At 72.8% G+C, this 14,608-nt stretch carries 13 protein-coding genes; 3 read left to right on the plus strand and 10 right to left on the minus strand.

Annotated features, from left to right (window positions below):
- Positions 1-15 precede the first annotated feature (15 nt).
- Entirely contained in the window at positions 16-1,350 is a 1,335-nt protein-coding gene (locus tag ACWD4U_RS19555; RefSeq protein ID WP_449787246.1) for a class I SAM-dependent RNA methyltransferase, read from the minus strand.
- Between the two features lie 449 nt (positions 1,351-1,799).
- On the minus strand, positions 1,800-3,848 hold the full coding sequence (locus ACWD4U_RS19560; RefSeq protein ID WP_449787242.1) for an APC family permease: 2,049 nt from the start codon (positions 3,846-3,848) through the stop codon (positions 1,800-1,802).
- 238 nt (positions 3,849-4,086) lie between these two features.
- On the opposite strand from ACWD4U_RS19560, the gene ACWD4U_RS19565 reads away from it, so the two are divergent.
- Together ACWD4U_RS19565 and ACWD4U_RS19570 are read left to right on the plus strand one after the other, a co-directional pair.
- Complete coding sequence (locus ACWD4U_RS19565; protein WP_363452652.1) at positions 4,087-4,755, plus strand: potassium channel family protein; 669 nt, start codon at positions 4,087-4,089, stop codon at positions 4,753-4,755.
- The gene (locus ACWD4U_RS19570; RefSeq protein WP_363452654.1) at positions 4,755-5,411 is read left to right on the plus strand and encodes a potassium channel family protein; all 657 of its coding nucleotides are present in this window, start codon (positions 4,755-4,757) and stop codon (positions 5,409-5,411) included. Before ACWD4U_RS19565 ends, ACWD4U_RS19570 begins: the two co-directional genes overlap by 1 nt.
- Positions 5,412-5,460: 49 nt before the next feature.
- Here ACWD4U_RS19570 and ACWD4U_RS19575 read toward each other — a convergent pair whose 3' ends face one another.
- The 4 genes from ACWD4U_RS19575 to ACWD4U_RS19590 all read right to left on the minus strand — a co-directional run bounded on the left by ACWD4U_RS19575 (position 5,461) and on the right by ACWD4U_RS19590 (position 9,899).
- A complete protein-coding gene (locus ACWD4U_RS19575; RefSeq protein ID WP_363452656.1) occupies positions 5,461-6,180 on the minus strand; it encodes a DUF3159 domain-containing protein in 720 nt (239 codons plus the stop codon).
- Entirely contained in the window at positions 6,177-6,587 is a 411-nt protein-coding gene (locus ACWD4U_RS19580) for an OB-fold nucleic acid binding domain-containing protein (protein ID WP_363452658.1), read from the minus strand. Before ACWD4U_RS19580 ends, ACWD4U_RS19575 begins: the two co-directional genes overlap by 4 nt.
- A gap of 64 nt (positions 6,588-6,651) precedes the next feature.
- Complete coding sequence (locus ACWD4U_RS19585) at positions 6,652-7,332, minus strand: response regulator (RefSeq protein WP_363452660.1); 681 nt, start codon at positions 7,330-7,332, stop codon at positions 6,652-6,654.
- On the minus strand, positions 7,329-9,899 hold the full coding sequence (locus ACWD4U_RS19590) for a sensor histidine kinase KdpD (RefSeq protein WP_363452662.1): 2,571 nt from the start codon (positions 9,897-9,899) through the stop codon (positions 7,329-7,331). Before ACWD4U_RS19590 ends, ACWD4U_RS19585 begins: the two co-directional genes overlap by 4 nt.
- Before the next feature lie 125 nt (positions 9,900-10,024).
- Here ACWD4U_RS19590 and ACWD4U_RS19595 point away from each other — a divergent pair, with 125 nt between their 5' ends.
- The gene (locus ACWD4U_RS19595; RefSeq protein WP_363452664.1) at positions 10,025-10,852 is read left to right on the plus strand and encodes a patatin-like phospholipase family protein; all 828 of its coding nucleotides are present in this window, start codon (positions 10,025-10,027) and stop codon (positions 10,850-10,852) included.
- 47 nt (positions 10,853-10,899) lie between these two features.
- Here the strand turns inward: ACWD4U_RS19595 and ACWD4U_RS19600 are convergent, their stop codons facing one another.
- From ACWD4U_RS19600 to ACWD4U_RS19615, 4 genes are all read right to left on the minus strand, one after another.
- Positions 10,900-11,565, minus strand: coding sequence for an ABC transporter ATP-binding protein (locus ACWD4U_RS19600; protein WP_363452684.1), 666 nt, complete (start codon positions 11,563-11,565; stop codon positions 10,900-10,902).
- A gap of 8 nt (positions 11,566-11,573) precedes the next feature.
- Entirely contained in the window at positions 11,574-12,425 is an 852-nt protein-coding gene (locus ACWD4U_RS19605) for an ABC transporter ATP-binding protein (protein ID WP_363452686.1), read from the minus strand.
- 372 nt (positions 12,426-12,797) lie between these two features.
- Positions 12,798-13,727, minus strand: a complete 930-nt coding sequence (locus ACWD4U_RS19610; RefSeq protein ID WP_449787243.1) for a hypothetical protein — start codon at positions 13,725-13,727, stop codon at positions 12,798-12,800.
- A 7-nt stretch (positions 13,728-13,734) separates the two neighbouring features.
- Positions 13,735-14,433 carry a SigE family RNA polymerase sigma factor gene (locus ACWD4U_RS19615; RefSeq protein WP_363452668.1) on the minus strand — a complete coding sequence of 233 codons (699 nt, stop codon included), beginning with the start codon at positions 14,431-14,433 and terminating at the stop codon, positions 13,735-13,737.
- Positions 14,434-14,608 lie beyond the last annotated feature (175 nt).

Here is a 14,608-nt window from a genome sequence, read left to right on the forward strand (position 1 = left end):
GCAGATCGTCGGAGGCTACTCGGCGGCCGGCTCCAGGATGGCGACGCACTCGAAGTGGTGGGTCATCGGGAAGAGGTCGAAGGCGCGCAGCGAGGTCGGGCGGTAGCCGCCCTCGCGGAAGAAGGCGAGGTCGCGGGCGAGGGCCGCGGGGTCGCAGGCGACGTAGGCGATGCGGCGGGCCTCGAGGGTGCAGAGGTGGGCGACGGTCTCGCGGCCGGCTCCGGAACGCGGGGGGTCGAGGACGATCAGGTCGGTGCTGGTGATGCCGGTGCGGGGCAGCAGGGTCTCGACCTTGTCGCACTCGATCCGGACGTTCTCCAGCGCGGCGAGGTTGTGCCGGGCGTCGGCCACGGCCTGCTTGCCGGACTCGATGCCGAGCACCGCGCCGTCCTCGCCGACCCGCTCGGCCAGCGCCCCGGCGAACAGGCCGACGCCGCAGTACAGGTCGAGCGCCATCTCGCCCCACTGCGGGTCGAGCCCGGTGAGCACCGCGTCGACCAGGGTGTCGGGCGCCTCCGGGTGGATCTGCCAGAAGCCGCCGTTGGAGACCCGCCAGGTGCGGCCGGCCGCCCGCTCGCGGACGAAGGTGCGGCCGTGCACCCGGTGGAACAGGTCCTGCTCGTCGATCCGGGCGATCGAGGTCTCGCGGTCCAGTTCGACCAGCGGCAGCTGCTCGCCCGGCCGCGGCCGCAGGATCACCTGCCGGTCCGAGGAACCGGTGGCGGCGATCGCCTCGACGGCGGCCAGGCCGGTCCAGTCGCGGGCCTCGACGCCGAGCTCGGTGACCCCGGGTGCGGCGATCAGGCAGCGGTCGATCGGCTGGACGTCGTGCGAGCGGTGCTTGCGCAGGCCGATCTCGCCGTCCTCGTCGACCGCGTACTGCACCCGGGTGCGCCAGGCCGGCACCTCGCCGGCCGCCAGCTTGCCGCCGACCGGCTCCACCGAGCCGTCCCAGCCCGCCTCCGCCGGGGTGAGCCCGGCCAGCTTGGCGAGCTGCTCGGTGAGCACCGAGCCCTTGAGCTTGCGCTGCCCGCCCGGGGTGACGTGCTGCCAGTCGCAGCCGCCGCACATGCCCGGACCGGCGAACGGGCACGGCGCCTCGATCCGCTCCTTGGCGGCCTCCAGCACCTCCACCGCGTCCGCGCGCAGGAACCGCGAGGTGGTGGTGCCCTCGGTCACCAGCGCCACCACCCGCTCGCCGGGCAGCGCGTGCCGGACGAACAGCACCCGCCCCTCGTGCCGCGCCACGCAGTGCCCGCCGTGCGCGACCGGCCCGACCTCGACCTCGTACCGCTCCCCCACCAGCGGGTCCCCGGACGGGGCGCGCAGCACCGGCTGCGCCGCCCGCACGGCCTTCGGCGGCCGCACCGTCCCGGGCTTGCGCCCCTGCTTCACAGCACCCCGGCCGGCGCCGGTGCCCTTACCCGCACCGGCACCCTTACCCGCAGCGGCACCCGCGCCCTTCCCGCCGGCCGCGCCGCCCTTCGCGGCAGCGCCACCGGCACCGGCAGCGCCACCGGCGCCCGCAGCACCGCCGGCACCCCTGGCACCCGCACCGCCCTTCGCCGATGACGAGGCGTCACCCGGCACCGGCGGCAGGCTGCGGGCGGTGTTCCCCTCCCGGTCGGTGGCCTCGGGGCGGGCCGGCCGGGAGCTCCAGCGCGGGTGCGCCACCTGCCCCGGCTTGGCGCCGGACGCGCGGCCGGGGCGTCCCGACCGACCGGAGGAACGGGGCGGGTTGTTGCGGGTCACGGCGTCGTTTCCTTACAGGGGCTGGACGGGATGCGGAACGGGTCGGGTCAGCCGCGCGGTGCGGCGTCGCTCTCCCGGCCCTCGTCGGCGGCGGGCACCGCCTGGCGCGGCTCGCCGCGGCGCACCGCGCCGGGCGCGGACCACGCCTTGGGCGACTTGCGCCGCTCCGAGGACTCCAGCTGCCAGGGTACGGAAGTCACCATCACGCCGGGCTTGAACAGCAGGCGGCCCTTGAGCCGGAGTGCGCTCTGGTTGTGCAGCAGGTGCTCGTACCAGTGGCCCACCACGTACTCGGGGATGTACACCGCGACGACGTCGCGCGGGCTGGAGCGGCGGAGGTTCTTCACGTACTCCAGCACCGGCCCGGTGACCTCGCGGTACGGCGAGTCGAGGACCTTCAGCGGGACGTCGATGCCGCGCGCGTCCCAGTCCTGGCGGAGCGCCGCGGTGTCGACCGGGTCGACGTTGACGGTGACCGCCTCGAGGGTGTGCGCCCGGGCGAGTCGCGCGTACGCGAGGGCCCGCAGCGCGGGCTTGTGCAGCTTGGAGACCAGCACGATGGCGTGCACCCGGGTCGGCGGGGCGACGTCGTCGGGCTCCTCGGCGGCCACCAGCTCGGTGTTGACGCTGTCGTAGTGGCGGCGGATCGCCTTCATCATCACGAACAGCACCACCATGGTGGCGATCGCGATCCAGGCGTGGCTGATCTTGGTGGCGAGCACCACGATCAGCACCGCCATGGTCATCACCAGGCCGAAGGTGTTGATCGCCCGGCTGCGCTGCATGTGGGCGCGCTTCTTCGGGTCGGTCTCGGTCTTCAGCTCGCGGGTCCAGTGCCGGATCATGCCGGACTGGCTCATGTTGAAGGAGACGAAGACGCCGACGATGTACAGCTGGATCAGCCGGTTCGGGTCGGCGCCGAACGCCACGATGAACAGGATCGCCGCGCCCGCCAGCAGGATGATGCCGTTGGAGAACGCCAGCCGGTCGCCGCGGGTGTGCAGCTGGCGGGGCAGGTAGCGGTCCTGGGCGAGGATCGAGCCGAGCACCGGGAAGCCGTTGAAGGCGGTGTTGGCGGCCAGCACCAGGATCAGGCCGGTGACGCCGGCGATGAAGTAGAAGCCCGGGGTGAAGTTGGAGAACACCGCCTCGGAGATCTGCGCGAGCGCGGTCTTCTGGTGGTAGTTCTCGGGCGCGCCGACCAGCTGCTCGACCGGGTTCTCGGCCATCTGCGTGCCCGTCAGGTGCGCCAGGTAGATGATGCCCATGAACATCACCACGGCGATCGAGGCCATCATCAGCAGCGTGGTGGCGGCGTTCTTGCTCTTCGGCTTGCGGAACGCCGGCACGCCGTTGGAGATCGCCTCCACACCGGTCAGCGCGGCACAGCCGGAGGAGAACGCCTTCAGCAGCAGGAACACCAGCGCGAACCCGGCCAGCGAGTCGTTGCCGGGCGTCGCCTCCAGGTGGAACGGCGCGCTCTCGGCCGGCATCTGCGCGCCGAACGCGAAGTGCCGCACCAGGCCGTAGCCGACCATGCCGATCACGCCGAACATGAACGCGTAGGTGGGGACGGCGAACGCGCTGCCGGACTCCCGGACGCCGCGCAGGTTCATGCCCATCAGCACGATGACGAGGGTCACCGACAGCCCCAGCTCGTGCCCGCGCAGCGCGGGCACCGCCGAGACCACGTTGGCCACGCCCGAGGTGGTGGACACCGCCACGGTGAGGATGTAGTCGACCATCAGCGCGCTCGCCACCACCAGGCCGGAGTTCGGCCCGTGGTTGACGGTGGCGACCTCGTAGTCGCCGCCGCCGCTGGGGTAGGCGTGGACGTTCTGCCGGTACGACGCGACCACCGCGAGCATCACGATGGCGACCACGACGCCGATCTGCCACGAGAAGTGGATCGCCGACGCGCCGGCCAGCGACAGCGTGAGCAGGATTTCCTCGGGGGCGTAGGCGACCGAGGACAGGGCGTCGGAGGCGAACACCGGCAGCGCGATCCGCTTGGGCAGCAAGGTCTCCCCGAGCTTGTCGCTGCGGAGGGCACGCCCGATCAGGATGCGTTTCGGTAGGTCAGCAGGCATAGGCACAGCAAGGAATCGTAAGGGCTCCCGGTGCCGCCGCATGCCCCCGGTGCCACCTTGCTCGCGACTGTGTTCGGCGGACCGGCTAGCGTGTCGGATGAAGAGTTAACGGGCAACACCGAGTTGCCCGGCGCGTCGGATCCCAGGCGCGGCCCACGACTCGCCCCCGAATTCCGGGGCACGGAAGGACGATGAGCGGTGTTTACGCAGGTCATGACCCCAACGGACCGGGTGAGGTAGTCGCGTGCACATCGTCATCATGGGCTGCGGGCGCGTGGGCTCCGCCCTCGCCAGAACGCTCGAGAAACAAGGCCACTCGGTCGCGGTCATCGACCAGGACCCGACGGCGTTCCGCCGCCTCGGCGCCGGCTTCAACGGCCGCCGGGTCACCGGGGTCGGCTTCGACCAGGACACCCTGAAGGAAGCGGGCATCGAGGAGGCCGGCGCGTTCGCCGCCGTCTCCAGCGGTGACAACTCCAACATCATCGCCGCCCGGGTCGCCCGCGAGAACTTCGGCGTCGAGCACGTCGCGGCCCGCATCTACGACCCGCGCCGCGCCGAGGTGTACCAGCGCCTGGGCATCCCCACCGTCGCGACCGTCCGCTGGACCGCCGACCAGATGCTGCGCCGGCTGCTGCCGAGCGGCGCCGAGCCGGTCTGGCAGGACCCGTCGGGCGCAATCCAGCTCGCCGAGGTGGCGTTCTCCGCCGCGTGGGTCGGGCACCGCGTCTCCGAGCTGGAGGCCGCCGCGGACGTCCGGGTGGCGTTCGTCACCCGGGTCGGCGAGGGCGTGCTGCCCACGCCGCAGATGGTCGTGCAGGAAGGCGATCTGGTCCACGTGATGCTGCGCCGCAGCGAGCTGGCCGCCGTCGAGGCCGCCTTCGCCAAGGGCCCCGAGGAGGCTGATCACTGATGCGCGTCGCCATCGCCGGAGCCGGTGCCGTCGGCCGTTCGATCGCGGGCGAGCTGCTCGAGAACGGCCACGAGGTCCTGCTGATCGACAAGAACCCCAACTCCATCTCGGTGGAGCGCGTCCCGCTGGCCGAGTGGCTGCTGGCCGACGCCTGCGAGATCACCTCGCTGGACGAGGCCGCGCTGCAGCGCTGCCACGTGGTGATCGCCGCGACCGGCGACGACAAGGTCAACCTGGTCGTCTCGCTGCTCGCCAAGACCGAGTACGGCGTGCCGCGGGTGGTCGCCCGGGTGAACAACCCGAAGAACGAGTGGCTGTACAACGAGTCCTGGGGCGTGGACGTCGCGGTCTCCACCCCGCGCCTGATGTCGGCGCTGGTCGAGGAGGCGGTGAGCGTCGGCGACCTGGTCCGGCTGATGCGCTTCTCCCAGGGCAACGCCAACCTGGTCGAGCTGACCCTGGCCGCCGACACCGCACTGGTGGGCACCCGGGTCGGCGACGTGGCCTGGCCGGTGGACACCGCGCTGGTCACCATCATCCGCGAGGGCCGGGTGCTGGTCCCCAGCGGCAACGACACCCTGGAGGCCGGCGACGAGCTGCTGTTCGTCGCCGCCCAGGAACGCGAGGAGGAGCTGGAGACGCTGCTCGCCGGCTGATCCCGCGAACGACGACGAAGGGCCCGCGCCGTCGGCGCGGGCCCTTCGTTCACTTCTGCTCGTCCTCGTCCTCGAGGACCTCCGCCTTGATCGGCGGCGGCGCCTTCAGCAGGATCTGCCAGGTCACGTACATCGCCAGCAGCAGCGGCGGGATGCCGAGCGCGACCTTCAGCCAGCCCAGCAGGTTGACGTTGCCGGTGAAGTACAGCGGGAAGAGGACCAGCGGCTTCAGGCCCATGATCAGCACCCAGGCCCAGGTGGCCTTGGTGTAGGCGGCCAGCCGGCCGGGGTTCTGCTTGCGCCAGGTGAACATCTCGCCGGTGATCGGGCCGAGCATCACGCCGATCATCGGCCAGCGGACCAATGCGGAGATCGCCAGCGCCACGCAGTAGCCGACGTTCCACAGCAGGCCCGGCAGGTAGAAGTCCTGCGCCTTGCCGGTCTTCATGGAGATCCAGGCACCGATCGCCACGCCGAACACGCCGCTGAAGGCGTGCTGGATGGTCTCCCGGCGGGCGAGCCGGATCACCACGAACACCGCGCACAGGGCCAGCGCCGACCAGGCGGCGACCGGCACCTTGTGGGTGATGTTGAAGGCGATGATGAAGACCAGGCCCGGCAGCGTCATGTCGACCATGCCGCGGACGCCGCCGAAGGCCTTGAGCACCGTCTCGGCCGCTTCCTTGGAGGCGTCCCGCTCGTACACGCTGTTGTCGTCGTCCTGCCGGTCGTCGGGGGTCATGCGGGCGGCCTCGGCCTCGTTGGTCACGCTGACTCGCTCCCGTGTCCCACCGGACGCAGCTCGTAGCGGGGGTTGAAGAGCACGCGACGGCCGCGTGCATGGCTGATCCGGCCGCTGGCGATCAGACGGCGGCCCGGCTCGATTCCCACGATCGAGCGACGGCCCAGCCAGACCACGTCCAGCGCCTCGGTCCCGTCGAACAGCTCGGCCTCCAGCGCCGGGACTCCCGCGCGCGGGCGGAGCGTCACCGTCCGCAGGGTGCCGGCGACGGTGACCACCTCGCGGTCGCCGCAGGCGGCGATCGGGGTGCAGCCCGCCTCGGCGGTGTCCTGCCGCAGCTCCTGCGCGGCGAGCTCCTCCGAGGAGGACGTCAGCCGGGTCAGCATGCGGCGGAAACGGCCCTGCGCCGGCGCGCCGATGTTGTCACCACTCATGCCGGAAGGGTACCGGTTCGGCACCGCCCGGCGGCAGAGCGGCAGGTCCCGTCCGGCCGTCCGTTCACGGCTCGAACCGGTATCCCATGCCCGGTTCGGTGATGAAGTGCCGCGGGTGCGACGGGTCGGCCTCCAGCTTGCGGCGCAGCTGCGCCAGGTAGACCCGCAGGTAGTTGGTCTCCTTGCGGTAGGCGGGGCCCCACACCTCCTGCAGCAGCTGGGTCTGGCTGACCAGTCGGCCGGAGTTGCGCACCAGCACCTCCAGCAGGTGCCACTCGGTCGGGGTGAGGCGGACGTCCGCGCCGTCCCGGTTGACCTTCTTGGCGGCCAGGTCGACGGTGAAGGACTCGGTGGCGATCACCGACTCGCCCTCGGCGGCGACCGGTTCGGCGCGGCGGACGGCGGCGCGCATCCGGGCCAGCAGCTCGTCCATCCCGAACGGCTTGGTGACGTAGTCGTCGGCGCCGGCGTCCAGTGCCTCCACCTTCTCGTCGGAGGCGTGCCGGGCGGAGAGCACGATGATCGGCACCCGGGTCCAGCCGCGCAGGCCGCGGATCACCTCGACACCGTCCATGTCGGGCAGGCCCAGGTCGAGCACCACCACGTCGGGGTGGCGGGCGGCGGCCAGTTCCAGGGCGCTCGCGCCGTCGTGCGCCGAGTCGACCTCGTACTTGCGGGCCTTCAGGTTGATCACCAGCGCGCGGACGATCTGCGGTTCGTCGTCCACGACGAGGACCCGGGTCATGCGGGACCGGCCTTTCGGTTGTCGGGGTGGTCGTGCAGGTCGACGGCGTCGAGCGCGACCACCATGGTGAGTCCGCCGCCGGGGGTGTCCTCGGCGGTGACGGTGCCGCCCATCGCCTCCGCGAAGCCGCGGGCGACGGCCAGGCCCAGGCCCACGCCGTTGCCGCGCGGCGCGTCGCCGTGCCGCTGGAACGGCGCGAAGATCCGCTCCCGCGCCTCCTCCGGGACGCCCGGGCCGCGGTCCACGATCCGCAGCTCGACCCGGGCCGCCCGCCCCGCCTGGTCCAGCCGGTCGGCCTTGACCAGCACCGGGCTGCCGTCCGGGCTGTACTTGACGGCGTTCTCCACCAGGTTGGCGAGCACCCGCTCCAACAGCCCGGCGTCGGCGCGCACCATCGGCAACGTCTCGGCCACGTCCAGCTTGACGCTGCCCGCCGGGACGCCGCCCAGCGCGAACGGCACCACCTCGTCCAGGTCGGTCGGCTGGATCAGCGGGGTGACGGTGCCGGTCTGCAGCCGGCTCATGTCCAGCAGGTTGTTGATCAGGTGGTCCAGCCGGTCGGCGCCGGCCTCGATGCCGGCCAGCAGCTCGGCCTCGTCCTCCGGCTCCCACTCGACGTCCTCGGCGCGCAGCGAGGTCACCGCGGCCTTGATCCCGGCGAGCGGGGTGCGCAGGTCGTGCGAGACGGCGGCGAGCAGCGCGGTGCGGATCCGGTTGCCCTCGGCCTCCCGGCGGGCGGCGGCGGCCTCCCCGGCGAGGCGGCGGCGGTCCAGCAGGACGGCGGCCTGGTTGGCGAACGCGCCGAGCATCCGCCGGTCCTCGGCGGGCACCACCCGGCCGCGCAGCACCAGGGCGAGGCGCTCGCCGACCGGCACGTCCACGTCGGCCTGCTCGGGGCCGGCCGGCGGACGCGGCCCGGCGGAGGCCGCGGTGTGCCACGCGGTGTGCGGGTCGGGACGCTCCAACAGCGCCACCGCGTCCTGCTGGAAGGTCTCCCGGACCTGCTCCAGCAGCGCCGTCAGCACCCCCTCACCGCTCGGCGCGCCGCGCAGCACGGTGCCGGCCAGCGCGGACAGGGTCTGCGCCTCGGCCTGGCTGCGGGCGGCCTGGTGGCTGCGCCGGGCGGCCAGGTCGACCACCGTGGCGACCGCGATGCCGACGGCCGTGAAGATCGCCACCGCCATGATGTTCTGCGGCTCGGAGATGGTGAAGGTGTGCACCGGCGGCGCGAAGTAGTAGTTGAGCGCGGACGAGCCGACCAGCGCCGAGGCGATCGCCGGGAACAGCCCGCCGACCAGCGCCGCACAGACCGTCAGCGACAGGAACAGCAGCATGTCGGTGGAGAGCCCGAGCCCGTGGAAGTGGGTGAGCAGCACCGCCAGCAGCGGCGGCCCGGCCACCCCGATGAACCAGCCCGCGAGGGTGCGGGTGCGGCCCAGGTCGGTGACCTTGCGGATCGGGATCCGGCCGCGGCCGCGGGCGGCGTGCTCGTGGTTGACCATGTGGACGTCGATGTCGCCGGAGTCCCGGGTCACCGTGTAGCCGACGCCCGGCCCGTACACGTACTGCCAGAACTTGCGCCGGCTGGTGCCGATGACGATCTGGGTGGCGTTGACGCCGCGGGCGAAGTCCAGCAGGCCGGCCGCCGGATCGTCGCCGAGCACGGTGTGGAAGGAGCCACCGAGGCTCTCCACCAGGGCCCGCTGCTCGATCAGCGCCTGCGGCGAGGAACCTGACAGTCCGTCGGACCGGGTGATGTGCACCGCGAGGAGTTCACCGGCCGACGCGCGGGCGGCGATCCGGGCCGCCCGGCGGATCAGCGTGGCGCCCTCGGGGCCGCCGGTCAGGCCGACCACGATCCGCTCGCGGGCCTGCCAGGTGCCCTGGATGCCCTGCTCGGCCCGGTAGCGCTGCAGGTACTCGTCGACCCGGTCGGCCGTCCACAGCAGCGCGAGCTCGCGCAGCGCGGTCAGGTTGCCGGGCCGGAAGTAGTGGGCGAGCGCCGCGTCGACCTTCTCCGGCGCGTACACGTTGCCGTGCGCGAGACGGCGGCGCAGCGCCTGCGGGGACATGTCGACCAGCTCGATCTGGTCGGCCCGGCGCACCACGTCGTCCGGGACGGTCTCGCGCTGCCGCACCCCGGTGATGCCCTCGACCACGTCGCCCAGCGACTCCAGGTGCTGGACGTTGACGGTGGAGATCACGTCGATGCCGGCCGCCAGCAGCTCCTCCACGTCCTGCCAGCGCTTGGCGTTGCGCGAGCCGGGGACGTTGGTGTGCGCCAGCTCGTCGACCAGCACGATCGCCGGGTCGCGGGCCAGCACCGCATCCAGGTCCAGCTCGGTGAAGTCGGCGCCGCGGTGCGTCATGGCACGGCGCGGGACGATCTCCAACCCGGCCAGCAGTTCGGCGGTCCGCTCCCGACCGTGCGTCTCCACGAAGCCGACCACCACGTCGGAGCCCCGCTCCCGGCGCCGGTGCGCCTCGGACAGCATGGCGTACGTCTTGCCGACCCCCGGGGCCGCCCCGAGATAGATCCGCAGTCGGCCGCGGCCCGTGTCCACCATGCCTCAGAGATTACGACTTCTGATCCGAATATCCGCTGATCAGTCCGTCACTGGGGGAGAATTGTCATCATCTTGACGGCGCGTGCGCCCCACCGGAGCGCACGCCGACTACAGGGGGAACCACCTTGCGCGGACTGGTACTCGGCGGCGGCGGACTCACCGGCATCGCCTGGCAGACCGGACTCCTGCACGGCCTCGCCGAAGCCGGAATCGACGTCCCCGGCCGCGCCGACCACGTGATCGGCACCTCCGCCGGCTCCACCGTCGCCGCCCAGCTCGCCGGCGGCCTCCCGCTCGCCGAGCTCTACCGGCGACAGACCGACCCCGGCCTGCAGAACCACGAGATCACACCTCCCTTCGAAGCCCTCGGCACGGTCATCGCCACCCTCAACCAGCTGCTGGACGAGGTCACCGACCGCACCGAACTCCGCCGCCGGCTCTGCGCCCTCGCCCTCGCCGCCGACACCGTCCCCGCCGCCGACCGGCACGCCGTCATCGCCGGCCGACTCCCCCGCCACGACTGGCCCAGCTGGCCGCTCACCCTCGTCGCCGTGGACGTCGACACCGCCGAACCGCGCTACTTCGACCGCGACTCCGGCATCCCCCTGGTCGACGCCGTCGCCGCCAGCTGTGCCGTCCCCGGCATCTGGCCCGTCGTCGAGATCGAAGGCCACCGCTACACCGACGGCGGCGTCCGCAGCTCCAACAACGCCGACCTGATGACCGGTCAGCAAGCCGTCCTCATCCTCTCCCCGATGCCCGACCAGTTCACCGAACCGGAGATCGTCGAGCTGGAGAAGACCGCCCGGGTCCTCGCCCTCACCCCCGACGACGACTCCCGCGCCGCGTTCGGCGCCAACCCGCTCGACCCGGCCGTCCGCACCCCCGCCGCCGAAGCCGGCCGCGCCCAGGCCGCCCGCGTCGCCGACCAGGTCCGCGACCTCTGGGCCTGAACCCGCCCCACCACGCGGGGGCCCGGGTCCAGCACCCGGGCCCCCGACTACTCGACGATCCGGCCGTCCCGCAACTCCAGGACCCGGTCCGCCAGTTCCATCAGCTGCTGGTCGTGCGTCGCCACCAGCGCCGTCACCCCCTCGCTGCGCACCACCGAACGCAGCAACCGCATGATCGCCAGCCCGGTGTCCGCGTCCAACTGCCCGGTCGGCTCGTCCGCGACCAGCAACGCCGGCCGGTTCGCCAACGCCCGCGCCACCGCCACCCGCTGCTGCTGACCACCCGACAGCTCCGCCGGACGCTGCGCCGCCTGCTCGCTCAGCCCGACCATCGCCAGCAGGTCGCGCACCCGCTCCTCGCGCTCCCGCACCGCCACCCGCCGCAGCCGCATCGGCACCCCGACGTTCTCCGCCGCCGTCAGCACCGAGATCAACCCGAACGACTGGAACACGAACCCGATCCGGTCCCGCCGCAGCGCCAGCCGACCCGCCTCGTCCAACCCCGCCAGATCCGTGCCGTCGATGCTGATCCGCCCCGCCGACGGGGTGTCCAGCCCGCCCACCAGGTTCAGCAGCGTGGTCTTCCCCGACCCCGAGCGGCCCCGCAGCGCCGTCAGCTCCCCCGCATGCGCCGTGAACGACACCCCGCGCACCGCGTGCACCGCCCGGTCCCCCACGCCGAACGTCCGGTGCACCCCCTCCACCACCACCATCGCCTCGGTCACCCGCGCACCTCCGACTCCTCGACCCGCCACACCCCGATGTGGTCCTCCTCCAGGGCCAACCGCACCCGGCGGCGCAGCCTCAGCGCCTCGGTGAAGTCCTGCGGCAACTGCAACCGGCCCACCCGGTCCAGCACCGCGTACTCCACCCCCGGCTCCCCGCGCTCCGGCCGCAGCACCTCCGTCGAGGTCCGGCCGTTGCGGATCCGCACCGTCCGGCGCACCTCCTGAGCCACCATCAGGTCATGGGTGACGATCAGCACCGTCACCCCCAGCTCCTCGTTCACCGCCCGCAGCGCGCCGAAGATCTCCTCACCCGTCGCACTGTCCAACTCCCCCGTCGGCTCGTCCGCCAGCAACAGCGCCGGGGCGTTCGCATTGGCCACCGCGATCGCCACCCGCTGCTGCTCACCGCCCGACATCTCGGCCGGCCGCCGCCCCGCCAACCGGCCGATCCCCAGCAGCTCCAGCAACTCCACCGCCCGCGCCCGCCGCTCCCGGCGCCGCACCCCCGCGTAGCCCATCGGCAGCATCACGTTCTCCACCGCCGTCAGATACGGCAACAGGTTCCGAGCGGTCTGCTGCCAGACGAAACCCACCGTCCGGCGACGGAAATCCAGCCGCTCGCGCCTCCCCATCGCCAGCAGATCGTGCCCCGCCACCCGGGCACTGCCCGCCGTCGGCACGTCCAGCCCCGCCAGGATCCCGAGCAGCGTCGACTTCCCCGACCCCGACGCCCCGACCACGGCCAGCAACTCGCCGTCCTCCACGGTCAGATCCAGCCCCTGCAGGGCCTGCACCTCGACCCCCTCGGCGCGATGGATCCGCACCAGGTTCTCGCAGACCACCATCGACTCCACCGGCCCGGACCCCGAACCCGTCACCCGCCCGCGCAACCCCGCCGGCTCCGACACCGCCCCCACGCCCACGGCACCCCACCTCTCCCCGGCCGGGCCCGCCGACCGCCGCTCACCGGCGGCCCGCTCGGCCGGACACCGGGGCAGTCCCCTGTTCTGCCCCGATGACCCGGCCGAGCGCATCCCCCGTCGGACCACCGCCCAAGCGGCAGCGGTCCCATCACACTTACGCGGCAGGCCAGGGGCAGGTTGCATCGAGTTCCGGAAATTTTTCGATGAACCCCAACTTTTTGAAGAACCCTGGACGGGCTCCGCCGCCTCGCTTCGACGAGCTCCCCCGCGTCCGCAGCGACCAGCTCGCCCGCCTCACTGCGCCGGGGAGTCACCCAACGCCAGGAACTCCGTCGCCGCATCCCGGAACGGCTCCGACAACCCCTCCCCCGGCCACACCCCGCGCCCACCCCGATGCACCGTCAACACCGCCACCAGCGGCCCGTCCACGTGCACGGCGACCTCCTCCGCCGCCGCCACCGGCACCTCCACCCCCAACGCCACCACCCCGCCGACCTGCTGCTCCACCACCCAGCCCGCACTCGGCGCCACGCAGTCCCCACCCGCCAGCAACCGGCCACCCACGAGCGCCGCCTCCTGCGAACTCCCGAAACGCAACACGAACTGGTGCGCCGTCACCTCCTCCCGGCCCCCGTCCGTGTAAGCCTCCCCCCACACCTGCTCGGCCCCGACCGACCGCACCAGCCTCGCCACGCACCCCTCCGCGAACGGCTCCGCAGTCTCCGTCACCACCTCGCCGGACCCCGGCGACGGCGAACCCGCCTCCGCGCTCGGCGACGCGTCAGCGGCCACCGCCCACGGCCCGTACGCCCCCAGCACACTCGGCAACCGCGACACGTCCAGCACCAGCGACCGCACCGGCGCCTCCGCCGACGCCAACGGACCCGGCACCCGATCCAGCACCACCGGCATGGGCGCCACCGAAGGGAACGACGGACCATCCGTCGGCAACGGCAACGGCGCCACCGAATCCGGCACCGGATGACCCGCCACCCCGTGCCCACCCCGCGCCGGCAACACCGACAAGCCCGACCACAGCACCGCCGCCCCGAGCACCCCCGCCCCGGCCGCCGCGCCCACCCGACGCCGCCGACGCCGCACCCCCCGACGCACCACCTCCGCCGAAGGCGGCACCGGCACCCCCAGCACCACCTCCCGCCGCAGCCCGTCGAACAAGTCCTCCAACCGCCCGGCCGGAATCGCCGGACGGTCCTCCTCGTCCACCCCGCCCCTAGACACGCGAACCACAGTCCTCCGGCACCCGCACCGGCGCGCCCTGATCCTCCGTCAACTCCACAGCCGCCGGCTCCCCGTCAGCCCCGCCGTCCCGCACCGCCGCCCCCTGCTCACCCGCGGCGCCCGCCCGAACCGGCCGCAGCGGCGCGACCACCGGCTCCTGCGCGACCGCCGCCGGCTCTTCCCCCAACAGCACCGCCAACGCCTGGCGCCCCCGATGCAACCGCGCCTTCACCGTCCCCACCGGGACCCCCTCGTCCGCGGCGATCTCCGCCACCGAACGACCCCCCATGTGATGCCACACCAACGCCGACCGCTGCGCCTCCGGCAACCGCCGCAACGCCTCCACCAACGCCACCGTCTCCGGTCCGGGGCCCGGCACCGGCAGATTCGCGTCCCCGTGCCGGATCCAGCTCTGCAACGCCGTCCGCGCCCGCCGCCACCGGCTGATCGCGATCCGCTGCCCCGTCAACCGCACCCACGCCACCGGATTCTCATGCGCCGACAGCCGCCCCCAGTGGTTCCACGCCCGGACGAACGCCTCCTGCGCGGCATCCTGCGCCTCGCCCAGATCGCCCGTCAGCGCGTACAGATGCGCCACCAGTTGCCCGTACGCCGCCTCATAGAACGCCCGAAAAGCGTCGCCGCCCCGCCCAGCTCTCTCGCCGGTGCCCTCGTCCCGCTCCACGACCATGACGCCACAGTGTGCCGCCCACCGCCGGAACCGGCAATGGTACGGACCTGTCGGGTCCTTTTCTGTCCCGGAATCTGTCAGAGAACGCGAAGAAGCCCCCTGACATCCCGTCAGGGGGCTTCTTCTGAAAGATTGTTCGGCGGCGTCCTACTCTCCCACAGGGTCCCCCCTGCAG

It is taken from the genome of Kitasatospora sp. NPDC002522, assembly GCF_053595195.1.

What these genes read in the sequence shown, in the direction of transcription:
- ACWD4U_RS19570 (WP_363452654.1), top strand. Translation starts at nt 4,755, where the DNA reads ATGCGCGTCGCCATCGCCGGAGCCGGTGCCGTCGGCCGTTCGATCGCG.
- ACWD4U_RS19580 (WP_363452658.1), bottom strand. Translation starts at nt 6,587, where the DNA reads ATGAGTGGTGACAACATCGGCGCGCCGGCGCAGGGCCGTTTCCGCCGC.
- ACWD4U_RS19585 (WP_363452660.1), bottom strand. Translation starts at nt 7,332, where the DNA reads ATGACCCGGGTCCTCGTCGTGGACGACGAACCGCAGATCGTCCGCGCG.
- ACWD4U_RS19590 (WP_363452662.1), bottom strand. Translation starts at nt 9,899, where the DNA reads ATGGTGGACACGGGCCGCGGCCGACTGCGGATCTATCTCGGGGCGGCC.
- ACWD4U_RS19600 (WP_363452684.1), bottom strand. Translation starts at nt 11,565, where the DNA reads ATGGTGGTGGTGGAGGGGGTGCACCGGACGTTCGGCGTGGGGGACCGG.
- ACWD4U_RS19605 (WP_363452686.1), bottom strand. Translation starts at nt 12,425, where the DNA reads ATGGTGGTCTGCGAGAACCTGGTGCGGATCCATCGCGCCGAGGGGGTC.
- ACWD4U_RS19615 (WP_363452668.1), bottom strand. Translation starts at nt 14,433, where the DNA reads ATGGTCGTGGAGCGGGACGAGGGCACCGGCGAGAGAGCTGGGCGGGGC.